The sequence below is a fragment of the Solwaraspora sp. WMMA2101 genome (assembly GCF_049179175.1).
In the GTDB taxonomy this organism is placed as follows: Bacteria; Actinomycetota; Actinomycetes; order Mycobacteriales; family Micromonosporaceae; genus Micromonospora_E.
In genome coordinates this window covers 5,697,748-5,722,188 of sequence record NZ_JBMHMA010000006.1, presented here as the reverse complement: position 1 = coordinate 5,722,188, position 24,441 = coordinate 5,697,748, and the positions used below count along the sequence as shown (strand labels likewise).

The window sequence follows — 24,441 nt, the reverse complement described above, 5'->3', positions numbered from 1 at the left end:
GCGCGGGTTACGGAGTCGGCGGTGGCGGTGGGATGGACGGCACCGGGTCGACGGCGATACCGACCGTGGCGGGCGTGGAGAAGTTGCCGGCGCTGTCGAACGCCCGGACCCGGAACAGGTAGGTGCCGTAGCCGCGTGACTCGCCGTACGCGAAGGTGTCGCCGACCAGGGTGACCGCCGAGACGGTCCCCGACTGCTGGATCTCGTAGCCGGCGACGAGGACGTTGTCGTCGGACGGGTCCCAGGTGATCTGGTAGTGGCCGTCGCGTGGGCCGGTGAGCCGCAGCCGTGACGGCGCGGTCGGTGGTTCGTCGTCCGGTACGTCGCCGATGGTGATGATGGCGAGGGGTGACGAGTTGCCGGCCGCGTCGACGGCGCGGACTCCGAAGACGAAGACTCCCGGCGGTGGGGGCGGCATCGTATAGCTGGTGCCGGTCGTGGTGGCGAGCTGGCCGCTGTGGGAGAAGATGTCGTACCCGACGACTCCCCGGTTGTCGGTCGAGGCGTCCCAGCGCAGGTTCAGCTGCTGGTTCTCGAAGGTGTGCCGAGGGTTCGCGGGGATCGTCGGTGGGTGCACGTCAGGGCCGGTGTCGTCGTCGCCGGGGGCGCACGGCTGGTTGTCGATCAGGCAGTGCACGGGGCTGCCGACGCCGGATGCGATCCAGCCGAAGCTGGTCGTGGCGCCGGCGGCGAGGGTGCCGTTCCAGCCGAGATCCTGGAAGACGTAGCGGGTCCCGACCCGGGTGAGTTGGGCGTTCCAGTGGCTGCTGATGCTGGTGCCGGCCGGCAGTTCGAGGTCGACCCGCCAACTGGTGATCGGGACCGGGGCGTTGTTGTGGACGGTCAACTTCCCGACGTAGCCGGTCGACCATTCGCCCTCTTTCGCGAAGTGGGCGATCGCCGCGTGGGCGGCGGTGGGGGCGAATCCGACCGTGGCGGTGCCGACGAGCAGCGCGACCGTCAACGCACCGACCCGGGTCCAGAAGGAGCGAAGTTTATTCATGTACTTCGATGCTACGCTTCCGGATCCCGCCAATCAATCGACCTTCCCGAATCCGCCACCCCGCATCTGAGGACGGATTTGCCGAACGGCCCTCCGGGACCACGGTGCGAAAACTACCGTGTGTCACGAACGGAGGGACGTATGCGACACGACCAGCTTCCCGGCACGGACACCACCTACCAGGGCCGCCCACTGCCACGGCCGGACGAGGACCTCGTCGACCAGGGCCTCGGTTTCGACCTGCGCACCCTGCTGGACCGCCGGCAGGTGCTGCGGGCGCTCGGCCTCGGCGCCGCCACCGTCGGGCTCGCCGCCTGCACCCGCAACACGGTCACCGAGCCGACCACGTCCCCGTCGGCGGCAGCGGCCACCACCGAGATCCCGGACGAGACCGCCGGACCGTACCCGGGTGACGGCTCCAACGGCCCGGACGTCCTGGAACAGAGCGGCGTCGTCCGCAGCGACATCCGCTCCAGCTTCGACGGGGCGAGCGCGACCGCCGAAGGCGTACCGCTGACGTTGGAACTGACCATCACCGACCTCGCGGACGGCGGTACGCCGTTCGCCGGTGTCGCCGTCTACGTCTGGCACTGCGACCGCGAGGGCCGCTACTCGATGTACTCCGAAGGCATCACCGACCAGAACTACCTACGCGGGGTCCAGGTCGCCGACGAGGCCGGCAAGGTCAGCTTCACCACCATCTTCCCCGGCTGCTACACCGGCCGCTGGCCACACATCCACTTCGAGGTCTACCCGAGCGAGGCGGACATCACCGACGTCGGCGCGGTGATCGCGACCTCCCAGATCGCGTTGCCACAGGACGTCTGCGACGCGGTGTACGCCGAACCTGGCTACGAGGACTCGATCGACAACCTGGCCCAGCTCAGCCTCGACACCGACAACGTCTTCGGCGACGACCGGGCCGAGCTGCAGCTCGCCACGGTCACCGGTGACACCGCGAGCGGCTACACCGCGACCCTGCCGGTCGGCATCGACACGAACACGACGCCGACCGGCGGGCAGCTCGACGGCGACGGGCAGCCGTCCGGAGCGCCGGTGCCGCCGAGCGGCCGCCCGTCCTGAGGTGCACCTGCGACGATCAGTCGCGCAGGGTCCACTGCTGGTTGGTGCCGGTGTGGCAGGCCCAGAGGATCAGCTTCGTGCCGTTGGCCGTCGCGGCGCCGTTGGCGTCCAGGCACAGCCCGGACTGCACGCCCCGGATGGTGCCGCTGGCGTCGACGGTCCACTGTTGGTTGGGCTGCTCGGCCATGGCCAGGCCGATGCCCCGTCGGGCACCGGTCACGACGGCGGTCCGGCCGGTCAGGTCGAAGGGTGTGCTCATCGGGCCGGCGCCTGCCAGTCGATCAGCACCTTCAGCACGCCGGCACGCCGGTCCAGCGCGTCGAAGGCGTCGGTGACGGCGTCGACGGGCACGGTCCGCGAGATGAGCGCACCCACCGGCACCGCTCCCGACGCCACCAGCCGGATCGCTTCGAGCATGTCGTCGCGCTGGTAAAGGCGGGCACCGCGCAGTTCCAGTTCGCGCCAGAAGAACCGGTGCAGATCGACGGCCCGTGGCTGGGTGTGGATCGCCACCAGCACCAGCCGTCCGTGGGTGGTCAGGACGTCGACGGCGGTGGCGACGCCCGGCGCCGACCCGGACACCTCGAACGCGACGTCCGCGCCCGCACCGACGGTCCACTCGGTCACCGCCGCCACCGGGTCGACCGTCTGCGGGTCTATCGTCTCGATCCCGATCCGTCCGGCGACGCCCCGCCGGAACGGATCCGGCTCGACCAGCAGGACCGGTGCGCCCCGCTGCTTCGCCACGGCGGCGATGAGGACACCGACCGGCCCGCCGCCGACCACGACGACGTGGTCCGTGGCGGCCACGCTCGCCCGCCGGACGTCGTGCACGGCGACGGCGAGCGGTTCGACCAGCGCCGCGTGGTCGAGCGGGACTCCCTCCGGCAGTGGCAGGACCAGCTCCGCCGGCACCGTCCAGGACGACTGCATGGCACCCGGCGAGTCGATGCCGAGGAAGTCCATGGCGTGGCAGACGTGCGACCGGCCGCGCCGACAGGCGACGCACCGACCACACGACCGGGTCGGCATAACCGTGACGGCCTGACCGACGGTCCAGCCGGCCACACCTGCCCCGACGGCGGCCACCCGCCCGGACATCTCGTGCCCGAGCACGGCGGGTACGCCGACCCGGGCGTCCATGCCGCCGTGGTAGATGTGCAGGTCCGTGCCGCAGATGCCGGTGTAGGCCACCGCGATGGTCAGCTCGCCGTCGCCCGGCGGCCGGCCGGCGCGGTCCTCGACCGCCAGGTTTCCAGCGGTACGGTAGACCACTGCTTTCATCGCACCTGCCTCTCGGTCTCGGTGGGCACCGGCCACGCCGGCGCCGTACGTCGACTCAGCTCGCCGTGGTCGGGGACACCTCGTTGCGGATGGCGGCTGGCCCGCCGTCGGGCTCCCCCAGCAATGGCCCGCCGTGGGGCTCGCCCAGCAGGTGCCGGCCGGCGCGCTCCGGCCGTACCAGCGGACCGTCGGCGGTCAGCGGGCGCGGTCGGCCGGCCGCCGCGCCGATCGCCGCCTCGTCGAGGCGGATGCCCAGGCCAGGGCTGTCACCGAGGACGAAGCAGCCGCCCTCGACGGACAGGTCGATGGTGGTCCCGACCGGCGGGTGCAGGTCCTGCAACTCGCTGACCAGGTGGTTCGGCACCGCGGTCGCGGCGTGCAACAGTCCGACCGGGCTGTTGCCGATCGGGCTCACCGGCAGGTCGTTGGCGTGGGCCAGGACGCTGACCCGGAGGAAGTGGGTGACCCCCCAGGCCGCCGACGTCTGGACCACGTCGACCGCTCCGGCCGCGATCAACGGCCGGAACTGCTCGAGGCCGGTAAGGTTCTCGCCGGTGGCGACCGATGCCCGGATCCCCCGGCTGACGACCGCGAGCCCTTCGGCGTCCCAGCGGCGCACCGGCTCCTCGATCCAGATGAGATCGAGGGTGCGTTCGATCTCGCCGACGTGCCGGACCGCCTGCTTGCGCGTCCACGCCTCGTTCACGTCGAGCATCAGACCGGGCCGCAGCCCGTGCGCCGCCTCGGTCAGCACGTCGCGGACCAGACACAGCCGCCGCAGATCCCGCTCGATGTCGAGGCCGCCCTTGAGCTTGGCGGCCCGCAGACCGTACGAGGCGTAGACCTCGTACTCGGCGACGAGTCGCTCGTCGGTCAGCCCGATGTCGAGGCCGGAGGCGTACGCCGGCACCCGCCGGTCGCGGCCACCGAGCAGTCGCCAGAGCGGTTCGCCGGCCGCCTGCGCCTTGATGTCCCACAGCGCGGTGTCGAGCGCGCCGATGGTGCCGAACACCGGCCCGGTGTGGCCGGCCTTGAACGCCTGCCGCAGCATGCGGTCGTAGAGTGCCGTCACGGCGCGCGGATCCTCGCCGTCGATGGCCGGGAAGATCCGTTCGATCTCGACGTGCGACCCGATGCCGACCCCGGAGATGCCCTCGTCGGTCTCCACGACGACGATCGGCACCGAGGTGACGCCGTCGGTGAAGACGCCGTTGGCGTCGCCGACCGGTCGGCCCCACTCCTGCACCGTCGTCAGGGTGCGATAGCCGGTGATCCGCATGTCAACCCTTCGTCGCGCCAGCGGCCACGCCGTCGGCGATCTGCCGCTGAAGAAAGAGATAGATCACCAGTACGGGAGCCGCGGCGATCAGGACTCCGGAGGCGAAGGTGGGGATGTCGTCGGAGTACTGGCCGCGCAGTGCGGTCACTCCCACCATGAGTGTCCGGTTCTCGGCCGACGGCATCAGCAGCAGCGCGATGAGCACGTCGTTCCAGCAGAACAGGGCGTCGAGGATGCCGACCGACAGCAACGCCGGCCGGCCCAGCGGCAGCATGATCCGGCGGTACACGCCGTACACGCTGCTCCCGTCGATCCGGGCCGCGTCGACGATCTCCGCCGGGATGGTCCGGTAGTAGCTCGTCAGGAGAAACACCGTGAACGGCAGGAACTGGGCCACGTAGGCGGCCACCAGCCCGGGGTAGGTGTCGACGAGGCCGAGGTCGGCCATGGTCCGGGCGATCGGCACCATGATCACCTGGAAGGGAACGAACAGTGCCGCCAGGCAGCCCAGGAAGATCACCGACGATCCCCGGAACCGGATCTGGCTCAGCGCGAACCCCGCCATCGACCCGATCAGCAGGAGCAGGACCACCGAACAGGTCACGACGAGCAGGGAGTTGGCGAAGTAGCGGCCCATCCCGACGGAGTTCCACGCGGTGCCGAGGTTCTCCCAACGCACCGCGTCCGCGAGGGAGAACCGGTCGAGGACGTACTCGCGCCGGGTCTTCGACGCGACGTTCGCGGTGAAGAACAGCGGATAGACCGTCGCCAGCGCGAGCAGCGCCATCGGGACGGCGACCACCCACCCGACGACCCACCGGCGGCCCATCAGTCCTGCCTTCCCGCGCGCCGCAGCAGGCTGATCTGCGCCAGCCCCACGACGAGCATGACGGCGAACAGGACCGTCGACGCGGCCGACGCGAGGGCGGGACGGTTCATCTGTCCCTGCTGAATCCAGATGTAGTACTCCGGCAGGTACGTCGAACCCTCCGGGCCGCCGCTGGTCATCACGTACAGCAGCCCGGACATGGACGTCAGCATCCCGATCATGGTGGTGACGAAGACGAACTGGATCGTCCGGATCAGGCTGGGGACGATCACGTGCCGGATGGTCTGCGGCAGCGACGCCCCGTCCACCCGGGCGGCGTCCAGCAGCGCACCGTCCAGAGTGGCGAATCCGGCGAGGAACACCACCAGCGCCATCCCGAACGTCGCCCAGACGTGCACGCCGACGACCGCGAACATGGCCACCGCCGGGTCGCCGAGCCAGTCGACCGGCCCCAGGCCCACCGTCGCCAGGGCGGCGTTGACCGGGCCGTCGAAGGCGAGCAGCAGGTTGAAGATCGCACCGACGATGACCGGCGAGAGCACGGCCGGGAAGAAGTAGACGCTGCGGTACCAGCGGTGTCCCGGAACCCGCAGGTAGATGAAGGTCGCGATCAGGCCCGGGATCGCCACGGCCACCGGCAGGAGCAGCACCAGCAGCCCCACGTTGCCCAGTGCCCGCTGCAACAGCGGGTCACCGAACAACTCGAGGTAGTTGTCGAGGCCGACCGCCGTACCGTCGCGGTCGCCGTCGCCGGTGAAGGAAGAGTTGACCCCAGCAGCAGCGGCCACAGCCGCAGCACGACGATGACGAGCACCGCCGGGGCCACCAGGACGTACGGGGCGAGGCGTTCGGCGCGTCGGCCGCCGGAGCGCCACCTGGCTGGCCGCCACCGGTCGACGCGCCGGTCGTCGGGTCGCCGCCGCAGCGCCGGCGGGGACTCGGTGATCGCCACGGCTCAGCCCGCGCGGTCGGAGTCAGCCAACTGCCGTACGGCCTCGTCCACGGTGACCGAGCCGCTGAGCAGTTGCTGGGAGAGTCTTCCCATCAGGTCCAGGGTCTTCGAGGAGAGCGCGACGTGCAGGGCGGCCTTCCCGGAGTCGAGCTGCGGCACGATCGTGGCGACGGCCGGTCCGCTGCCGGAGACGTCGATCGTGGTGTCCGAGGCGATCGCGCCGGCCTCCTGGTAGAAGGCGGTCAGCGCGTCGGTCGAGGTCAGGGAGCGCACCAGGTCCGCCGCGACCTGCGGGTCGGCCGTCCACCTGGCGACCGCGTAGCCGATGCCGCCGTCGTAGGGCAGGCTCGCGACGGCGCCGGTGGTGGCGACCGGGGCCGCCATGACGCCGAGGGTGTCGGGTGCCAGGAACTCGCTGAAGTCCTTCCAGTGCCCCACGTCGGACATCAGTCCGATCACGTGCGGCCTGACCGGACTGGAACAGCGCGAACGAGTCGTTGAACATCGCGGTCGAGTTGGCGCCGTCGTTGTTCAGCCCTTTGTCGCCGGCCTCTTTCCACAGCTGGAAGATCCGTTTGACGTTGGGCGAATCCCAGTCGCGTTCTCGTCGATCCAGGCGTCGTACTCGTCGGGGGTGAGGATCCCCGACGCGAGACCGGACAGGAAGAACTGGATGCCGAACCCTTCCTTGTTGCCGAGGGCGATGCATTTCGCGCCGGTCGCCCCGGTGATCGTCGCGCAGTCGTCGACGAACTGGTCCCAGGTCGTGGCCGGCGCTGTCGGGTCGAGCCCGGCCGCCTCGTAGAGCGCCTTGTTGTAGTAGATCGGATGCCCTGCAACGTCACCGGCGCGGCGTAGGTCCGGTCGTCCTTGGTGAACGCCTCCCAACCCGCCAGGCGCTGCCGGTCGTCGGTCACGAACTCGTCGAGCGGCAGGAGCGCGTCGACGCGGTCGCGGATCTGACCGCCTCCGTTGAAGAGGATGACATCGGGCCCTTTGCCGGCCTGGATGGCCGCGCCGAGCAGGGTGTAGTACTGGTCGAATGGCTGCGCCACGAATTCGACGGTGACGTCCGGGTGGGTGCGGGCGAAGTCGGCTTTCGCCTTGTCGATGTAGGCGGCGGACGCCGGGTCGCCGGATTTCCAGTCCCAGACCACCAGTGTGTCGTCCGACCCGCTGGACGGGGAGCGTGATCCCGTGGCGCTCCCACAGCCGGCCAGGGCCAGACCCGCGACGAGGGCGACCGACACGACAGTTCGGTACTTCATCGCTACTCACTTTCGAAGAGGGGGCCGGGACGAACCGGTCTTCGGGCGAGACAATTCACATGAACGTGACTCGTATGACGTGTGACGTCAAGAGGTGGACGTACACTGGCCACGGAGGTCGTGGGACGGCGACCACCCGGAGGAAAACATGACGGCAACGCAGCAGACCGCGCCGAACGCGTCGACACCCCCGGCCTGGACGCGACGACCAGCCAATCTCGCCACGGCGGTCACCGCCGAACTGGTGGAACGCATCGTTCGTGGGGTGCACCCGTCGGGCACGACACTGCCCGCAGAACCGGTCCTCTGCGAAACCTTCTCGGTGAGCCGCACCGTCGTACGGGAAGCGGTGAAGATCCTTCAGGAGAAGGGCCTGGTGCAGATCCGCCAGGGCAGCGGCACCATCGTCACCCCGACGTCGATGTGGGACATGCTCGACGAACACGTCCTCGCCGCGACCATCGCCGAGGACGACAGCCTGTCGATCCTCGACGATCTCGTCGTCACCCGACGCGTACTGGAGTCGGACATGGCCAACGTCGCCGCCCGCCTGGCCGACCAGGACACCGTCGATCGGCTACGCGCCCTGGTCGAGCGGATGGACGAACTCGTCGACGACCACGTCACCTACCACGACCACGACCGGGCCTTCCACGACACGATCATGCAGGCGTCCGGCAACCGCATCGCCCGCGGCGTGATCCGGGCGTTGGAGAGCCAGGTCGTCAACACCGCCCGGTACATGGGCCGGACCGAACGGTCGCTCTGCGTGGCCTCCAACCGCGGCCACCGGCGGATCTACGAACGCATCGCCGCCCACGACCCGGACGGCGCGGCCGCGGCGATGTTCACCCACATCACCGAAGCCTGGCTCGTGCGCCGCAGCGGCCCGGACAAACCCGTACGCCTCAAGCGGTGAGATCCCCACTGCCGTTGACCGCGATGATCCGGTCGATCAGCCCGCCACCGGGGAAGTCCAGCATCAGCAGCCCGGTACGGCGTACCGGCGGATGCACCTCGGGGCCCTCGTTGAGGTAGATCAGCAGGAACGGGTCGACGCCCTGCACACCGAGCGCGCCGCCGGCCACCGCCGCCGGAGTGGCGAAGACACTGGAGCCGCTGGCGAAGTTGACGTACAGCTTGGTGGGGTCACCGGCGCTGGTGGCGTCGAGGTGCCGGCGGACCTGGTCGCGTTTGGTGGCGATCGCCCCGACGTTCGGCACGTCGTACTCGTCCTGCACGTACGTCGACGAGCCGTGCCCCCAGTCGGCGAACTGGGCGAGCCCGTACTGGCCGTACCGACCGCCGCGCGGACCGTGCGCCACGGCCAGGACGACCCTGCCGCGGACCGCGCCCAGCGTCGGGGTGGCGGCGGCGGTCGACCGGTTCACCGACGGCGCCCAGAACAGCCCCGGACGGGCATCCCGGTAACGGTCGAAGATGTCCGCGAAGGCGAGCTGGCCGCCCGCGTCCGCGCAGGAGCCCAACTCGCCGGTGCACTCGTGCTTGAGCCGCATGATCACGGTCTCGCTCGGCCGCTGGGCGAGGAACCCGCCGAGCACCCGCAGCACGTCGTCGAAGTTGGCCTGCTGGTAGACGGCGCCATGATGGACGGTGAAAGTGTTGCCGGTGTTGATCCGTACCCGGATGTCGACCACCCGGATGCCGGCGTCGAGCTGGGCGGTGAGGGTGGCCGCGCTGTTGCCGTGGTTCTCCTGGGTCTGGGTCCAGGCACCGCCGTGAATCGACAGGCTCTGGTGGGTGCCGGGCAGCGACAGCGCCGCCAGGTTGGTGCCGTCGGGCACCCGACGCAGCCAGTCCGGGTTGCTGGCGGTACGCAGCGTGCGGTAGCTGGCGTCGGCGGCGAACGCCGGAGCGGGCAGGGCGACGACCGCGACGATGGCGGCGAGCAGGGACGCGGCGAGCCCGGCGACGGCGCGTCGCCAACGGGCCGGAGACACCATGGCAGGAAATATAGATCAGTTTCCGGCCGACTCGTAGCGGCGCAGCCCGGCCCGGAAGACCAGCGCCGCCACCGCCACGCAGTAGGCGGCGACCAACGGGGTCAGCCAGCCCAGCCAGGCCGGGCCCACCCCGACCCGGTCGCCGGTGCCGCCACCACCCCCGCCACCGAGGATCACGCTGGTCGGAAAGAAGCTGACGAACGCGAACGGCAACCCGACGACCAGCACCAGCCGTACCCCGAACGTGTAGACCGACACCGGGTAGCGGGCCAGGTCGCCGATCTGGTGCACCGCGTACGCGAAGATCGAATGCGGACTCTGCAACCAGAACGCCGACGAGTTGGTGGCCAGGTTGATCGACAGCTTGACCGCCATCCCGCTGACGAACAGTCCCAGCCCGCCGGCCACCAGCGCCGGTGACCAGGCGACGTCGACGCGCCACAACGCCCAACCGAACATCGCCCCACCGGTGACCAGGTTGCCCAGGCCGTTGATGCCGACGTCGTCGCTGAGCACCTGCAGCACCACCGGGTACGGCCGGACCAGCTTGTAGTCCAGCTCCCCCTTGTTGACCAGCCACGGCAACCGCCACATGCCCTCGAACAGCAGCGGCCCGACCGCGTCGGAGAGCACCACCACCGAGTAGATCAGCACCACCTCGGCGAAGGTCCACCCGTTGACCTGCGGCACCCGGGAGAAGACCGCGCCGAGGAACGCCAGGCCGACCAGCTGGGTCAACGCCGAACCGGCGACCAGGATCCAGAAGTCGGCCTCGTACTCCAGAGTGGCCCGAAGGTGGGCGCCGAGGCTGCGCCGGTAGAGCCGCACCCCCCGGCGCAGGCCGCTCCGGCGCGGGCCAGCGGCGGTCCGCGTTCGCATCATCAACCCCCGTGTACGGTCAGTTGGCGCACCGCCGCCCGCCAGGCCAGCCGGGCACCCCACCACAGCGCCACCGTCCACACCGCCTGGATGCCGATCAGCCGCCACGCGTCGGCCCCGGTCGCCTGCCCGAGATAGATCGTCGCCGGGGTGAAGGTCATCCCGGCGAACGGCAGCACCGCCGCGATCGCCTGCAGCCAGCCGGGCAGCAGCGTCAACGGCACCAGGGAACCGGAGAACAGGTTGGTGATCGCCTGCCGGGCCAACGACACCCCGAAGATGTTCTGCGTCCAGAAGCAGAGCAACGCCGTCAGGTAGACGGTGGTGAACCGCAACGGCAGCACCAGCGCGACGCTGACCGCGAACAGCGCCGCCTGCCCCGGCGGCGGCACCGGGACCGGCCCGGTGATGGCCAGCACCACCGCGCACACCAGCAGCGAGAAGGCGACCTCGACGACGGCCACGCCGGCGGTCTCGGCGAACCGGGCCCGCTGGTAGTCGACCGGCCGGGTCAGATCGACCGCGACCATCCCGTCGCGGATCCGGGCGGCCATGTCCCAGTCGCCGAACGACATCAACGCCCCGGTGACGTAGGCGACCAGCAGGTACGCCTTCATCTGCGGCCAGGTGAACCCGCCGATGCTGCTCCCGGAGCCGAGCAGCACCGCCCAGATCGACAGCATGGCGAGCAGTTGCAGCAGCACCCCGGCCATGCCGAGGACGAAACTCAACGGGTACGCCAGGGTGCTGCGCGCCGCCACCCGGGCCAACGCCCGGTACGGACGGACCGCCGCCGGCCGGGTCGGCGTACCGGCCGCGACGGTGGTCACGGGGCCGGCTCCAGGCGCAGCTCACCGGCGTACACCTTGCGGACCACGTCCTCGATCGCCGGCTCGTCGATGCGCAGGTCGCGTACCTCGGACACCGCCGACACGGCCGCGATCACCTGGCCGGCGGTGACCGCGAACCGGTCGAACCGGACGGTGAACTCCCCCGGCGTCTGGCCCGCCGTCACCTCGACGCCGGGCAGCGTCGCGGCGACCGCCCCGTACGGCAGCGGGTCGGCCAGGTGCAGGTGCATCGACCGGTGCCGGGCGAACTGGTCCTTCACCCCGGCCAGCGGCCCGTCGTAGATGATCCGCCCCTGGTCGATGATCACGATCCGCTGGCAGACGTCCTCGATGTCGCCGAGGTCGTGGGTGGTCAGGATCAGCGTGGTGCCGTCGGCGCGCAGCTCCCGTAGGAAGGCCCGGACCCGGTCCTTGACGGCGATGTCCAGCCCGATGGTCGGCTCGTCGAGGTAGACCACCCGGGGCCGGTGCAGCAGCGCGGCGGCCAAGTCAGCGCGCATCCGCTGGCCGAGGGAGAGCTTGCGGGCCACCACCGGCAGCAGCTCGCCGAGGCCGAGGACGTCGTCGAAGCGCGCCAGCTGCTCGCGGTAGGTGCGGGCGTCGAGGTCGTACAGGTCGCGCAGCAGGGCCAGGGACTCGCGGACCGGCAGGTCCCACCACAACTGGGTACGTTGGCCGAACAGCACGCCGATCTGCCGGGCGTTGGCGACCCGCTGCCGGTGCGGCACGACCCCGCCGACCCGGACCTCACCGGCGGTCGGCACCAGGATGCCGGCGAGCAGCTTCACTGTGGTCGACTTGCCGGCGCCGTTCGGGCCGACGTACGCCACCGCCTCGCCCGCCTCGACCCGCAGGTTGATGCCGTCGACGGCGGCGTGGTCGGAGAACCGTCGGGTGAACAGGTGTTTCAGCGCGCCGCGCAGACCCGGGTCCTTCACCGGCCGGCGGAACCGTTTGGTCAACCCATCAGCTTCGATGAAGGCCATATGCGGATCGTGCCGTAGAGACCCGTCGGCCGCCCAACGATTTTCCGTCCCTCGGTAAGGAGCCATACCCGTCAGGGCGCTGACATGCGCGGCGGTAGCCTCACCGGCGTGACAACTGCGTACCTGCGCCGGCCGCTGCTCGGCCTGGCCCTGGTCATCGGGGCCAGCGCCCTGTTCGCGATCAACGGCACCGTATCGAAGCTCGTGCTGCGCGCCGGGCTGGACGCCCCGCAGCTGACCGTGCTGCGGGCGGTCGGCGCGTTCGCCGGGCTGCTGGTGCTCAGCGTGGTGCTGCGGCCCGGGGTACGCCGGCTACGGGTACGCCGCCGCGAGGTGCCACTGCTCGTCGCGTACGGCCTGACCGGGTTCTTCCTGGTGCCGATGCTCTATTTCGTGGCGATCGCCCGGCTGCCGGTCGGCATCGCCCTGCTGTTCGAGTACACCGCGCCGCTGATGGTGGCGCTGTGGGCGTGGGCGGTGCAGCGCCAGCAGGTGCGGTCGCGGATCTGGGCCGGGCTGGGCCTGAGCCTGGTCGGGCTCGCCTGCGTCGCGCAGGTGTGGGGCGGGCTCACCCTGGATGCGCTCGGGGTGGCCGCCGGGCTGGGGGCGGCGGTGATGCTCGCCGCGTACTTCCTGATCGGTGCCCGTGGCGTACGCGACCGCGACGCGCTGTCGCTGACCACCCTGGCGTTCGGCGCGTCGGCGGTCGCCGGGCTGATCGTGCGCGGGGCCACCGCCGGGCTGGACGGCTGGCAGCCGCTGCTCACCCGCACCGACGGCGGCGTACCGGTCGCACTGCTCTGCTGCTACGTGGTGGTCCTCGGCTCGATCGTGCCGTATCTGCTGATCACCGCCGCGCTGCGGCACCTGCCGGCCACCAGCGTCGGCATCGTCGCCATGCTCGAGCCGGTGCTGGCCGCCGCGGTCGCCTGGCTGGCCCTCGGCGCCGGCGAGGCGTTGACCCCGGTCCAGTTGGCCGGCGGCGCGCTGGTGATCGTCGGCGTCGTGCTGGCTGAGACGGCCCGGCCCGGTGGTCCGCCGGCCACCCCGCCGGTGCCCGACGCCCCACCACCGCCGCCGGTCGCCCGGGTCGGCGTAACGGGGCCGTCCGGCGGGTAAGAGCGCCGGCATGAGTGCACCGAAACGCGTCGCCGTCGTCGCCCACCGCAAGAAGACCCTCGGTGGCGGCCTGGACGAGTTGCGGGCGGCGATCGCCGGACACGGCGCAGCGGACATCGACTGGTACGAGGTGCCGAAGAGCCGCAAGGCACCGAAGAAGGCCCGACGGGCCGTCGAACGCGGTGCCGACCTGATCTTCGTGTGGGGCGGCGACGGGATGGTACAGCGCACCGTGGACGCCCTCGCCGGCTCCGGGGCCACGGTGGCGATCGTTCCGGCCGGTACGGCGAACCTGCTCGCCGGCAACCTCGGCATCCCGGATGACCTGGGCGAGGCGGTCCGGATCGGTTTCGAGGGCCGGCGACGCCAGCTCGACCTGGGCAAACTCAACGGCGAGCACTTCGCGGTGATGGCCGGGGCCGGCTTCGACGGCCGGCTGATCCGCGACGCCGACCGCGACCTCAAGGACCGGGCCGGCAAACTGGCGTACGTCTGGACCGGCCTGCGCCACGTCCGCGGCGTCGCCCCCACGGTGCGGATCAAGGTCGACGGGACGACCTGGTTCGACGAAGCGGCCAGCTGTGTCCTGGTCGGCAACGTCGGCAGGATCACCGGCGGGATCCACGCCTTCGACGACGCCCAGCCCGACGACGGCTGGCTGGAGGTCGGGGTGGCAACGGCGCAGGGCGCGGTGGAGTGGGCGCGCACGCTGGGCCGGATGGCGGTCGGGCGGTCCGAACGCTCACCGTTCGTACGGGTCACCCGGGCGAAGCGGATCTCCGTCCGGCTCGCCGAGCCGATGACCTACGAGCTCGACGGCGGCGCCCGCGCCCAGGCCAGGAAGATGAAGGTACGGGTGGTTCCCGCCGCGATCACCGTCTGTGTCCCCGCCTGACCGACGCGTCACTGGCACGGCATGTCACTGGCACGGCGCGTCACGGAGCGTCACCACCCGAGGAGCAACTACGCGCGTGAACGATATTCCTCTGAGGAATAATTATTCCTCAGAGGAATATCGTCGTGACGCAGTACATGCGCGGGCCGGCCCGGCGACCGAGGTCGCGAGCGCACCTGACCGGGAAGGTTGTCGGCGACCCGTGCTCAGGGTCGGTGCGACGGTGCCTGGATGCGGAACAAGGTGTGGCGGCGCACCGGGCCGTCGGGCACGTTCGGGTGGTCGAAGTCGCCCGCCGGGTCGCGGGTCATCCCGATCCGCCGCATCACCGCCTGCGACCGTAGATTGCCGACAGCGGTCAGGGCCACGATCTCCGGCAGCGCCAGCTCATCGAAGCCGTACGCCAGGCAGGCGCGGGCCGCTTCGCTCGCGTACCCGTGGCCCCAGGCGCCACGGCGCAGCCGCCAGCCGATCTCCACCCCGTCGAACGGCATGTTGGCGTCCACCGGATCCAGCCCGGTCATACCGATGAACTCGCCGGTGTCGACCACCTCGACCGCCCACCAACCCCAGCCGCGCTGCTCCAGACCAGCCTGGCAGCGCAGCATGGTGGCGGCGCTCTGCTCACGGGTCGCCAGGCCGGGGAAGAACTCGCGGACCTGCGGGTCGGCGTTCATCGCCACCCAGGGCTCCAGATCGGATTCCCGCCAGTGCCGCAACAGCAGCCGTTCGGTGCTCAACTCCCCCATGCCGGCACTGTAACCGCCGCCCCCAGCGCCAACAGCCGGTCGGGCGAGACCAGGATCGACACGGGGTCGCCGGGCCAGTTCGGGTTGTCGATCAGGCCGGCACGGGAGGCGCGCTCGAAGTCGGATACATCGACGACACCTCCTTTCCGGCTCGGGACACCGCCGCCAGTGTCCCAGCCGGGCGGGGCCGCCCGCAATCCGATAACGGTGACCTGCTCCCGGCCTCAGCCGGCAGACGGTCAGCGAGCAAGATAGAGGCCATGCAGACACATCCGAACGTGCAGGCGGTGCAGGACGCGCTGAACACCGCCGACGCCCGGGACGGCTCCGGCGCTGGCTGCCAGGTCCAACTGTTGCCGGACGCGGTGCACACCGCCGCCGCTGCGGCGGCCGCGCTCGGCATCGAGGTCGGCCAGATCGCCAACTCGTTGATCTTCGACGCGGACGGGGAGCCGTTGCTGGTGCTCACCTCCGGCGCCCACCGGGTGGACACCGTCAAGGTCGCCGCCGACCTCGGGATCGGCAAGCTGCGCCGGGCCACCCCGGAGTTCGTCCGGGAGCACACCGGCCAGCCGATCGGCGGCGTCGCCCCGCTCGGACACCCGAAACCGGTCCGTACCCTGGTCGACGTCGCGTTGGAGCAGTATCCGCAGATCTGGGCCGCCGGCGGCGTACCCCGGGCGGTGTTCCCGACGACGTACGCCGAACTGCTGCGGATCACCGCCGGCACCGCCGCCGAGGTGGCGTGAACGACCCGGGCGACCCGCCGGGCCCGGTGCCCGGACTGGTCACCCTGCACGTCTGGCGGGTGCCCCGCCGACGGCTGCCGCGTGTCCTGGCCCGGATGGCCGTCGACGCCCGCCGGCTACGGCGCGTCGACGGCGTACGGTTCGCGAAGCTGCTCGGCACCGGGACCGGCACCGGGTTCGGCCCCACCGACGCCGACCCGACCCGGTGGGCGGCGCTCGTGGCGTGGGCCGACCCGGCCGCCGCGGCCGGATTCGACACCGGTCCGGTCGCCCGGTCCTGGCGACGGATCGCCGACGCGGCCGTCCGCGTCGACCTGCGGCCGCTGCACAGCCGGGGACGCTGGTCGGGTGTCGCCCCGTTCGGTACGCCGAGCGGCGGACAGCCCGACGCCGGGCGGCCGGTGCTGGCGTTGACCCGTGCCCGGCTCCGACCGGCGCGGGCGCTCACCTTCTGGCGGGCGGTGCCGCCGGTCGCCGCCGCCCTGGCGCAGGCCGACGGGTTGCACTGCCGGTTCGGCATCGGCGAGGCACCACTCGGCTGGCAGGGCACGGTCAGCGTGTGGCGCGGTACGGCGGACCTCACCCGGTTCGCGTACCGTCACCCGCAGCACCGGGCGGCCATCACCCAGACCCCGGTGAAACAGTGGTACGCCGAGGAACTGTTCGCCCGGTTCGAGGTGCTCGGCGTCGCCGGTGACCGGGCTGTGCTGGGCTGGCTCGGAGAGGACGTGGACAGGACATGCGGTGCTGGCGGCGGATGAGGGACGGACACCGATGAGGCTGGTGCCGTGGCTGCCGGACGACCTGCTCCGCCGGCTCGACGACGTGGTCGCCGTCTACGGCGAGGCGATGAACTACCGGGCCGAGTTGCTGGAGGTCCGGCGCGGCTACATCGCCACCCACGTGCGACGCCCCGGGTTCCGGGCGGTCGCCACCCTCACCGACGAGGGCGCGCTGGCCGGGTTCGGCTACGGTTACCACTCCGCCACCGGTCAGTGGTGGCACGACCAGGTGCGCGGCGCGCTGCCCCGGTCGCAGCGGCAGACCTGGCTCGCCGACTGCTTCGAGGTCGTCGAACTGCACGTGCATCCGCAGGCGCAGGGCCACGGGCTCGGCGCACACCAGCTGCGTACCCTGCTGCACATGGCCGCCGGTGCGACGACCCTGCTGTCCACCCCTGAGGCGGACGAGCAGCGGTCCCGGGCCTGGCGGTTGTACCGCCGGTTCGGCTTCGTCGACGTGCTGCGCCACTTCCACTTTCCCGGCGACGAGCGGGCCTTCGCCGTGCTGGGCCGTACGTTGCCGTTGCCGCAGCCGCAGCCGGCCGCGCACCCGGACGCGGCCCCGACCCCGCGACGCTCATGAACCTGCGGCGAACGCTGCCCTGGGCGGTCCTGGCGCTGCTGGTGGCCGCCCAGATCGGCTACCCGCTGACCGGCGGCGGCGTACGGGCGGGGCTGACCGTCGCCACCGTGGTGATCGGCTTCGTCCTGTCGGTGGGCCACGCCGTGCTCAGCCGGGGGCCGCGCAGCGCCGCCGCGCTGGTGCTGGTCACCACCGGCGGCGGGCTGGCGGTCGAGGCCTGCGGGGTGGCGACCGGGTTCCCGTTCGGCGGCTACGACTACGCCGGCACGCTCGGGCCGAAGCTGCTCGGCGTACCGGTGATCATCCCGCTGGCCTGGACCTGGATGGCCTGGCCGGCCTGGCTGGTCGCGACGCGGCTGGTCGCCGGCGCGGCGGTCCGCAGCGCGGCGGCCCGGGTCGCCGTCGGCGCGGTCGCGCTGGCCGCCTGGGATCTCTTCCTCGACCCGCAGATGGTCGCCGAAGGCCACTGGACCTGGCTGGACACCGAGCCGGCGCTGCCCGGGGTGGCGGACATTCCGGTCGGCAACTACCTGGGCTGGCTCGCCGTGGCGGCGGTGATGATGGCGTTGTTGCAGCTCACCGGTGCCGCAGGCAGGGCCGAGCCGGCGGCGGACCAGCCGATGTACGCGCTGTACCTGTGGACGTACGCGTCGAGCGTGCTCGCCCACGCGGTGTTCCTCGGGCTGCCGGCGTCGGCCGGCTGGGGCGGGCTGGGGATGGGACTGGTCGCGGTCCCGTTCGCGGTGGCGCTGATCCGCGCCCGCCGACGATGAGTGGGTGGACGGCGGCCGCCGGCGGCGCCACCGCCATCGTCGCGGTGCTGCTGGCGCTGACCGCGCTGACCCTGGTCAACGCGCTGCGCTGGCTGCGTCGCCCGGTCGCGGTGACGGCCCCGGTGACCGAACCGGTGTCGATCCTGCTGCCGCTGCGCGACGAGGCCGACCGGGTCACGCCGTGCCTGCGGGCGCTGCTGGCCCAACGGTGGCTCACCGACTGGCGGATCGTCGTACTCGACGACGGCTCGACCGACGGCACCGCCGAGGTGGTCGCCGGGATCGCCGGTGCCGACCCCCGGGTCCGGCTGCTGACCGGCACCGGCCTGCCGCCCGGTTGGCTGGGCAAACCGCACGCCTGCCAGCAGCTGGCCGACGCCGCCGCGCCGGACGCCCGCACGCCGGACGCCGGCACGCCGACCGGCGTACTGGTCTTCGTCGACGCCGACGTGGTCCTCGCCCCGGACGCGGTGGCCGCCGCCGTCGCCACCCTGCGGGCCGTGCCGGCCCAGTTGCTCAGCCCGTACCCCCGGATCGTCGCCGGTTCGGCCGGTGAACGGCTGGTGCAGCCGCTGCTGCAGTGGACCTGGCTGACGTTCCTGCCGCTGCGGGCGATGGAACGCTCGCCGCGTACCTCGCTGGCCGCCGCCGGTGGCCAGTTCCTGCTGGTCGACCGGGCCGCGTACGACCGGGCCGGCGGGCACGCGGCAGTGCGTGACCAGGTGCTGGAGGACATCGCGCTGGCCCGGGCGGTCAAGCGGGCCGGCGACCGGATCGCCCTGGCCGACGGGTCCGCGCTGGCGACCTGCCGGATGTACGGGTCGTGGCGGGAACTGTCCGCCGGCTACACCAAGTCGCTGTGGGCGTCGCTGCCGTCGCCGGTCGGTGCGGCCGCCGTCGTGGCGACGCTGCTGATCCTGTACGCCGTACCGCCGGTGCTGGCCGTGGCGGGCCTGGTCGGGCTGGTCGCCGGTGCCGGGCCAGCGGCCGCCGGGCTGGCCACGGCCGGGGTGGCCGGCTACGCGCTCGGGGTCGTCGGCCGGGTGGTGGCGGCGCGGGCCACCGGTGGCCGGCCCGTCCCGGACGGATTGGCACATCCGGTCTCGGTCGCGCTGCTCGGTTGGCTCGTGATCCGGTCCTACTATCTGCGCAAGCGGCGGCGCCTCACCTGGCGCGGTCGCCCTGTGCTCATGCCCTGAGCGCCGTGGGCCGGCCGGTGCCGGCCGGATCGGTGCCTGACCAGCTGCGAGGAGGACACCGTTGAGCCGGGTGGTGGTGATCGGTGCCGGGGTCGGCGGGCTCGCCGCCGCGATCCGGCTGGCGCACGGCGGACACGACGTGACCGTCGTCGAACAGGCCGACACCGTCGGCGGGAAACTGGCCCGCTGGACGCGGCAGACCCCCGACGGCGAGTTCACCTTCGACACCGGGCCGAGCCTGCTGACCCTGCCGCAGGTCTTCGCCGACCTGTTCGACGCCACCGGTGAGCCGCTGGAGAAGGTGCTGGACCTGGTCGCGCTCGACCCGATCGTGCGGCACCGGTTCCCCGGTGTCGGCGACGCCGACGCGACCTGGCTCGACTCGTGCGCCGACCCGGCCCGGTTCACCGACCGGATCGTCGCCGCCCTCGGCGAGGGTGCGGCCGCCGACTGGCAGCGGGTGTGGCGGCGGGCGCAGCGGATCTGGGACGCCTCCTGGCGGGACGTGCTGCGCCGGGAGGTCGGCTCGCCGCTGGCGATGGCGCGGCTGGCGTACCGCCTCGGTGACCTGGCGGCGATCGCACCCGGCCGGACCCTGCGCGGGGTGCTGCGCCGCGACGTGCGCGACCCGCGACTGCGGACCCTGCTGGAGCGGTACGCCACCTACACCGGCGCGGATCCGCGCCGCGCCCCGGCGGCGCTGCTCGCCGTGCCGTACGCCGAGTTGACCTTCGGCGGCTGGTACGTGCGCGGCGGGCTCGGTGCGCTCGCCGACGCGCTGCTGTCGCGCTGCCTGGACCTGGGGGTGGTGGTGCGGACCGCGACGACGGTCACCGCGATCGACGCCGCCGGCGGCCGGGTGCACGGGGTACGGGTGGCCGGGGAGTCCCGGCCGGTGCCGGCCGACGTGGTCGTGGCCAACGTGGACGCGCTGCGGGTCTACCGGGAACTGCTGCCGCACGCCGGACGGCTGGCCCGGCTCACCGACCGCAGCCTCGGCGGGTTCGTGCTGCTGCTCGGGGTACGCGGCCGGACCGAGCAGCTGGCACACCACACGGTCTTCTTCCCGGGCGACTACGACGCCGAGTTCGACGCGGTCTTCGGTGACCCGGGGCGCGGTCGCCCGGCCCGGCCGGCGGCCGACCCGACGGTGTTCGTCACGGTGGCCGACGACCCGGCGGCCCGCCCGGACGGCCACGAGGCGTGGTTCGTGCTGGTCAACGCGGCCCGCCAGGACCTGTCGTTGGCCGGGGTGGACTGGCGCCGGGAGGGTCTGGCCGACGCGTACGCCGACCACGTGCTGCGGGTGCTGGCCGAGCGCGGCGTCGACGTACGGGACCGGGTGCTGTTCCGCGAGGTCCGCACTCCGGCGGACCTGGCCAGCATGACCGGTACGCCGGGCGGGTCGATCTACGGCACGGCCGGTGGTCTGCTGCGGCCGGCCAACCGGGGGCCGGCGGCCGGACTGTTCCTGGTCGGCGGGTCGGTGCACCCCGGCGGCGGGCTGCCGATGGTGACCCTGTCGGCGCAGATCGTCGCCGAGCAGATCGGCCCGGCCGGGCGCTGACACCGGTGCCGGGTGGCGTCGACCCGGACATCGGGCGATGCGGGCGTCAGCTCAGGGTACGGCGGACAGCGGTGAGCAGTTGGCTGAGCCCGAACAGGGCCAGCAGCACCCACACCGCCGTGACGACGGTGAGCACCCCGGCGGCGAGATCCGGGGCGATCAGCGCGGCCGCCCCGGCCAGCAGCAGACCGACCAGGGCGGCACTGACCCGGGTCGGCCGCTCCCCCATGGTCACCGCACCGATCTCGCGCATCCCGGCCGCCGCCGCCCGGGCCCGCAGGTACTCGTGCAGCCAGGACAGCGCACCGGCGGCGACGACCAGCGGGCCGGGCGCGCCGGCCAGCCAGAAGGCGAGCAGCCAGAACGCCTCACCGGCCCGGTCGGCCAGCGAGTCGTAGACGTAGCCGAGCCGGGTGGCGCGCCCGGTGACCACCGCCAGGGCCCCGTCGACCGTGTCGGCGACCGCGGCCAGCAGCACCAGTGCGGCGGCGGCCAGCAGCCCGTACCCGCCACGGGCGGCGGCCACCGGCGTGGCGGCGCAGAGCACCAGCCCGGCGACGGTGACCGCGTTCGGCCCGACGCCGGCCCGGCCGAGCAGGTCGGCGACGGTGTGCGCGGCGCGCAGCCAGTAGCGCACCACCGGGGTGGCGGTACGCGGATCGAACCCGCCGTGCAGCCGTGCCCAGGTGACGGCGTAGTCCTGCCAGTTGAGCCGGGTGTCCACGACAGCTCAACCGTGGCCGGGCGCTACCGGTGGCGGGGCGGCGGTCACACCCGGGTGCCGGCGGCGACGCTGAGCCACACCTCGCGGGTGGCCGTCGACCTGTTCATGGTGATGAAGTGGATGCCCGGCACGCCCTCGTCGATCAGCCGCCCGCAGAGCAGGTTGGCCTGCTCGATGCCGAGCTGGCGGACCGCTTCGTCGTCGTCGGCGACCTCGGCGAACTGGGCGGCCAGCGCGGGCGGGAACGGCGCACCGGACAGCTGCTCGGAACGCTCGATGGTGGCCAGCCTGGTCACCGGCATGACCCCGGGCAGGATCGGCGTGTCGCAGCCGGCCGCCGCGACCCGGTCACGCAGCCGCAGGTAGTCGTCGGCGTCGAAGACCATCTGGGTGATCGCGAAGTCGGCACCGGCGCGGCACTTGCGGATGAAGTACGCGGTGTCGGTGGCGATGTCCGGCGACCGGGGATGCTTGTACGGGAACGCGGCGACGCCGACGCTGAAGTCGCCCGACTCGCGGACCAGCCGGACCAGGTCCTCGGCGTAGTGCACCCCCTCGGGGTGCGGGATCCATTCGCCGGTCGGGTCACCGGGCGGGTCACCGCGCACCGCGAGCACGTTGCGTACGCCGACACCGGCCAGCCGGCCGATGACGTTGCGCAACTCGGCGACCGAGTGGTTGACGGCCGTGAGGTGCGCCATCGGCAGCAGCGTGGTCTCGGTGGCGATCCGTTCGGTGAGGTCGACCGTGGTGTCGCGGGTGGTGCCGCCGGCGCCGTAGGTGATCGACACGAACGACGGCTGCAACGGCTCCAGCTCGCGGATCGCCTGCCAGAGCAGCCGCTCGCCGGCCGGGGTCTTCGGCGGGAAGAACTCGAACGAGAAGGTCGGCGCACCGGCGCGGATCAGGTCGCCGATCGACGGCTGGGAGCCGGGGAGTACGGACGGTAGACCGAGAGCCACGGATGTGACTGTACCGGGTGGCGGGTGAGATGCGTACCGGCCAGCCGATAGCGTCAGGGCGTGACAGAGAGCATCGCGGTCGCGCCGACCGACCGGGCCGACCTGCGTCAGCGGGTCGACCGCGCGCTGGCCGACTTCCTGCGCGAGCGGCGGCGCTGGTTGCGCGACGTCGACGAGGCCTTGATCCCGGTGGCCGACGCGATCGAGGACTTCGTGCTCGGTGGCGGCAAGCGGCTGCGGCCGGCGTTCGGCTACTGGGGCTACCGGGGCGCGGGCGGCGCCGACTCGGCACAGGTGGTCACCGCCCTGGCGGCGTTGGAGTTCGTGCAGGCCAGCGCGCTGATCCACGACGATCTGATGGACGGCTCGGACACCCGTCGGGGCGAGCCGTCGGTGCACCGACGGTTCGCCGCGGCGCACCGCCGGCACGGCTGGCGCGGCCCGGCGGACGGCTTCGGCGCGTCGGCGGCGGTGCTGCTCGGTGACCTGTGCCTGGTGTGGTCGGACGAGCTGCTGCACGGCTGCGGGTTGACCGCCGCGATGCTGCGGCGGGCCCGGCCGGTCTTCGACGAGATGCGTACCGAGGTCACCGTCGGGCAGTACCTGGACGTGGTGACCCAGTTCACCGGGGACACCTCGGTGCGCCGGGCCACCCAGATCGCCCAGCTCAAGTCGGCGAAGTACACGGTCGAACGACCACTGCTGCTCGGCGCGGCGCTGGCCGACGCGCCACCGTCGCTGGCGGCGGTCTACTCGGCGTACGGCCTGCCGCTGGGTGAGGCGTTCCAGCTGCGCGACGACGTGCTCGGGGTCTTCGGTGACCCGGACCGGACCGGCAAACCGGCCGGTGACGATCTGCGGGAGGGCAAGCGGACCTTCCTGGTGGCCTCGGCGTACCAGGCAAGTGGGCCGGCGGGCCGGGAGCTGCTCGACGCCCGGCTCGGCGACCCGGCGCTGGCCCCCGACGGCATCGACCAGTTGCGGGAGCTGATCGTCGCCAGCGGCGCGTTGGCGGTCACCGAGGCGCGCATCACCGAGCTGACCGCGCGGGCGTTGGCGGCGCTGGAGCCGGCAGCCGTCGAGCCACAGGCGCGGCAGGTACTGGTCGACCTGGCGGTCGCCGCGACCAGCCGCACCGGCTGACGGCACGCGACCGACCGCTGAGCGGTCAGCCGGTGGACGGTCAGCCGGCGGGCGGCTGTGTCGGCGGGCGGCGCTGGCGCAACCAGGTCAGCAGCCAGTCGCCGGTGCCGGCGGCCGGGGTGCGCCCCACCCCGCGACGCCCGAGCCACACCCACGTCGACAGGGTGAACAGCACCATGGCGAAGCCGAAGAGCAGGTCCTCCACCGGCGCGTACGCGATCCGCAGGCCGATGATCGCCCCGGGGTCGTAGGTGACGATCTCGCGGCCGGTCAGGATGCCGTTGGACAGCAGCTGGAAGCCGACGATGATCGGGTAGGTCGCCCAGAAGACCGCCCGCAGCACCAGCCGGGTCCGCAGCACCAGCAGGTCGACCAGCACGGCGGCCAGTACGCCGGTCACAGCCGCCAGGGTGTAGCTCATCGGGTGACCGGCCGCTGCTCGCGGGCCTCGTCACTGACCTCGTCGCCGGCCGACCACCGGTCGTCCGGCCGGCGGGGCCGGCCCGGCGGGGTACGCACCGCCCGGACCGCCTCGAATCCGAGCACGGTGCAGATCGGCACGACCACGAAGAACAGCAGCTCGTCCAGGGGCAGCCGGCCGGGCAGCAGGATCCCGGTGGTCTGCGCCGGGTCGAAGTCCCAGTGACCGGCGGCGATCGCCGCGATGTCCCACGCGACGAAGACCACGATCACCGGCAGCAGGGTCAGCAGCAGCCGGCGCCACCGCCGCAGTACGTTGACCCGCAGGATCGGTTCCAGCCAGAGCGCGGCGAGCAGGCAGCCGGCGAGCACCGCCAGGTAGCTGAGCCGGGCCATCG

The 24,441-nt window shown here is 72.3% G+C and carries 28 protein-coding genes and 1 pseudogene; 11 read left to right on the top strand and 18 right to left on the bottom strand.

The features are described from left to right. Positions 1–7: 7 nt before the first annotated feature. Entirely contained in the window at positions 8–1,003 is a 996-nt protein-coding gene (locus ACN28F_RS27105) for a cellulose binding domain-containing protein (protein WP_421360291.1), read from the bottom strand. A gap of 141 nt (positions 1,004–1,144) precedes the next feature. Between ACN28F_RS27105 and ACN28F_RS27100 the strand changes: the two genes are divergently transcribed. After that, complete coding sequence (locus ACN28F_RS27100) at positions 1,145–2,086, top strand: intradiol ring-cleavage dioxygenase (protein ID WP_289210659.1); 942 nt, start codon at positions 1,145–1,147, stop codon at positions 2,084–2,086. 16 nt (positions 2,087–2,102) lie between these two features. Here ACN28F_RS27100 and ACN28F_RS27095 read toward each other — a convergent pair whose 3' ends face one another. The 8 genes and pseudogenes from ACN28F_RS27095 to ACN28F_RS27060 all read right to left on the bottom strand — a co-directional run. Beyond that, the gene (locus ACN28F_RS27095; protein WP_353850544.1) at positions 2,103–2,345 is read right to left on the bottom strand and encodes a ricin-type beta-trefoil lectin domain protein; all 243 of its coding nucleotides are present in this window, start codon (positions 2,343–2,345) and stop codon (positions 2,103–2,105) included. Continuing rightward, entirely contained in the window at positions 2,342–3,370 is a 1,029-nt protein-coding gene (locus tag ACN28F_RS27090; RefSeq protein ID WP_421360288.1) for a zinc-dependent alcohol dehydrogenase, read from the bottom strand. Before ACN28F_RS27090 ends, ACN28F_RS27095 begins: the two co-directional genes overlap by 4 nt. 55 nt (positions 3,371–3,425) lie before the next feature. After that, positions 3,426–4,649 (bottom strand): mandelate racemase/muconate lactonizing enzyme family protein, encoded by a 1,224-nt coding sequence (locus tag ACN28F_RS27085; protein WP_421360286.1) that lies wholly within the window; start codon positions 4,647–4,649, stop codon positions 3,426–3,428. A 1-nt stretch (position 4,650) separates the two neighbouring features. Beyond that, entirely contained in the window at positions 4,651–5,478 is an 828-nt protein-coding gene (locus tag ACN28F_RS27080; protein WP_289210656.1) for a carbohydrate ABC transporter permease, read from the bottom strand. Continuing rightward, a complete protein-coding gene (locus tag ACN28F_RS27075; protein ID WP_421360284.1) occupies positions 5,478–6,266 on the bottom strand; it encodes a carbohydrate ABC transporter permease in 789 nt (262 codons plus the stop codon). The genes ACN28F_RS27080 and ACN28F_RS27075 overlap by 1 nt, the downstream gene beginning before the upstream one ends. A gap of 167 nt (positions 6,267–6,433) precedes the next feature. After that, positions 6,434–6,877 (bottom strand): hypothetical protein, encoded by a 444-nt coding sequence (locus ACN28F_RS27070; protein ID WP_289210654.1) that lies wholly within the window; start codon positions 6,875–6,877, stop codon positions 6,434–6,436. 84 nt (positions 6,878–6,961) lie between these two features. Further along, the gene (locus tag ACN28F_RS27065) at positions 6,962–7,318 is read right to left on the bottom strand and encodes an extracellular solute-binding protein (protein ID WP_421360282.1); all 357 of its coding nucleotides are present in this window, start codon (positions 7,316–7,318) and stop codon (positions 6,962–6,964) included. A gap of 8 nt (positions 7,319–7,326) precedes the next feature. Further along, a pseudogene (locus ACN28F_RS27060) lies at positions 7,327–7,698 on the bottom strand (ABC transporter substrate-binding protein); the annotation flags it as partial. Positions 7,699–7,846: 148 nt separating this feature from the next. Between ACN28F_RS27060 and ACN28F_RS27055 the strand changes: the two are divergent. After that, positions 7,847–8,617 carry a FadR/GntR family transcriptional regulator gene (locus ACN28F_RS27055; protein ID WP_289210652.1) on the top strand — a complete coding sequence of 257 codons (771 nt, stop codon included), beginning with the start codon at positions 7,847–7,849 and terminating at the stop codon, positions 8,615–8,617. On the opposite strand, the gene ACN28F_RS27050 is transcribed toward ACN28F_RS27055, so the two are convergent. The 4 genes from ACN28F_RS27050 to ACN28F_RS27035 are packed head-to-tail and all read right to left on the bottom strand — an operon-like array spanning position 8,607 to position 12,378. Continuing rightward, positions 8,607–9,662: a phosphatidylinositol-specific phospholipase C gene (locus tag ACN28F_RS27050; protein ID WP_289210651.1), complete on the bottom strand. Its 1,056-nt coding sequence runs from the start codon at positions 9,660–9,662 to the stop codon at positions 8,607–8,609. The genes ACN28F_RS27055 and ACN28F_RS27050 overlap by 11 nt on opposite strands. A gap of 15 nt (positions 9,663–9,677) precedes the next feature. Continuing rightward, positions 9,678–10,541 carry an ABC transporter permease gene (locus tag ACN28F_RS27045; RefSeq protein WP_421360279.1) on the bottom strand — a complete coding sequence of 288 codons (864 nt, stop codon included), beginning with the start codon at positions 10,539–10,541 and terminating at the stop codon, positions 9,678–9,680. Positions 10,542–10,543: 2 nt separating this feature from the next. Then, a complete protein-coding gene (locus tag ACN28F_RS27040; protein ID WP_421360277.1) occupies positions 10,544–11,371 on the bottom strand; it encodes an ABC transporter permease in 828 nt (275 codons plus the stop codon). Then, positions 11,368–12,378, bottom strand: a complete 1,011-nt coding sequence (locus ACN28F_RS27035; RefSeq protein ID WP_421360275.1) for an ABC transporter ATP-binding protein — start codon at positions 12,376–12,378, stop codon at positions 11,368–11,370. Before ACN28F_RS27035 ends, ACN28F_RS27040 begins: the two co-directional genes overlap by 4 nt. Before the next feature lie 108 nt (positions 12,379–12,486). Here ACN28F_RS27035 and ACN28F_RS27030 point away from each other — a divergent pair, with 108 nt between their 5' ends. Then, the gene (locus tag ACN28F_RS27030; protein WP_421360273.1) at positions 12,487–13,497 is read left to right on the top strand and encodes an EamA family transporter; all 1,011 of its coding nucleotides are present in this window, start codon (positions 12,487–12,489) and stop codon (positions 13,495–13,497) included. A gap of 10 nt (positions 13,498–13,507) precedes the next feature. Then, a complete protein-coding gene (locus ACN28F_RS27025) occupies positions 13,508–14,392 on the top strand; it encodes a diacylglycerol/lipid kinase family protein (RefSeq protein ID WP_289210646.1) in 885 nt (294 codons plus the stop codon). A gap of 206 nt (positions 14,393–14,598) precedes the next feature. Here the strand turns inward: ACN28F_RS27025 and ACN28F_RS27020 are convergent, their stop codons facing one another. Further along, entirely contained in the window at positions 14,599–15,141 is a 543-nt protein-coding gene (locus ACN28F_RS27020) for a GNAT family N-acetyltransferase (RefSeq protein WP_289210645.1), read from the bottom strand. Between the two features lie 260 nt (positions 15,142–15,401). Here ACN28F_RS27020 and ACN28F_RS27015 point away from each other — a divergent pair, with 260 nt between their 5' ends. From ACN28F_RS27015 to ACN28F_RS26990, 6 genes are all read left to right on the top strand, one after another. Continuing rightward, entirely contained in the window at positions 15,402–15,890 is a 489-nt protein-coding gene (locus ACN28F_RS27015; RefSeq protein ID WP_421360270.1) for a YbaK/EbsC family protein, read from the top strand. Next, entirely contained in the window at positions 15,887–16,651 is a 765-nt protein-coding gene (locus ACN28F_RS27010) for a monooxygenase (protein ID WP_421360268.1), read from the top strand. The genes ACN28F_RS27015 and ACN28F_RS27010 overlap by 4 nt, the downstream gene beginning before the upstream one ends. 13 nt (positions 16,652–16,664) lie before the next feature. Then, a complete protein-coding gene (locus ACN28F_RS27005; RefSeq protein ID WP_289210642.1) occupies positions 16,665–17,255 on the top strand; it encodes a GNAT family N-acetyltransferase in 591 nt (196 codons plus the stop codon). Continuing rightward, positions 17,252–18,028 (top strand): carotenoid biosynthesis protein, encoded by a 777-nt coding sequence (locus ACN28F_RS27000; protein ID WP_289210641.1) that lies wholly within the window; start codon positions 17,252–17,254, stop codon positions 18,026–18,028. The genes ACN28F_RS27005 and ACN28F_RS27000 overlap by 4 nt, the downstream gene beginning before the upstream one ends. Beyond that, entirely contained in the window at positions 18,025–19,227 is a 1,203-nt protein-coding gene (locus ACN28F_RS26995) for a glycosyltransferase (RefSeq protein WP_289210640.1), read from the top strand. The genes ACN28F_RS27000 and ACN28F_RS26995 overlap by 4 nt, the downstream gene beginning before the upstream one ends. A 61-nt stretch (positions 19,228–19,288) precedes the next feature. Beyond that, on the top strand, positions 19,289–20,794 hold the full coding sequence (locus tag ACN28F_RS26990) for a phytoene desaturase family protein (RefSeq protein WP_421360265.1): 1,506 nt from the start codon (positions 19,289–19,291) through the stop codon (positions 20,792–20,794). A gap of 46 nt (positions 20,795–20,840) precedes the next feature. On the opposite strand, the gene ACN28F_RS26985 is transcribed toward ACN28F_RS26990, so the two are convergent. After that, entirely contained in the window at positions 20,841–21,518 is a 678-nt protein-coding gene (locus tag ACN28F_RS26985) for a CDP-alcohol phosphatidyltransferase family protein (protein WP_289210638.1), read from the bottom strand. A gap of 44 nt (positions 21,519–21,562) precedes the next feature. Continuing rightward, entirely contained in the window at positions 21,563–22,480 is a 918-nt protein-coding gene (metF, locus tag ACN28F_RS26980) for a methylenetetrahydrofolate reductase [NAD(P)H] (RefSeq protein WP_289210637.1), read from the bottom strand. Between the two features lie 60 nt (positions 22,481–22,540). Here metF and ACN28F_RS26975 point away from each other — a divergent pair, with 60 nt between their 5' ends. Next, positions 22,541–23,623, top strand: a complete 1,083-nt coding sequence (locus tag ACN28F_RS26975) for a polyprenyl synthetase family protein (RefSeq protein WP_289210636.1) — start codon at positions 22,541–22,543, stop codon at positions 23,621–23,623. Between the two features lie 40 nt (positions 23,624–23,663). On the opposite strand, the gene ACN28F_RS26970 is transcribed toward ACN28F_RS26975, so the two are convergent. Further along, positions 23,664–24,044 (bottom strand): lycopene cyclase domain-containing protein, encoded by a 381-nt coding sequence (locus ACN28F_RS26970; RefSeq protein WP_289210635.1) that lies wholly within the window; start codon positions 24,042–24,044, stop codon positions 23,664–23,666. After that, positions 24,041–24,439 (bottom strand): lycopene cyclase domain-containing protein, encoded by a 399-nt coding sequence (locus ACN28F_RS26965; protein ID WP_289210634.1) that lies wholly within the window; start codon positions 24,437–24,439, stop codon positions 24,041–24,043. The genes ACN28F_RS26970 and ACN28F_RS26965 overlap by 4 nt, the downstream gene beginning before the upstream one ends. Positions 24,440–24,441: the final 2 nt, after the last annotated feature.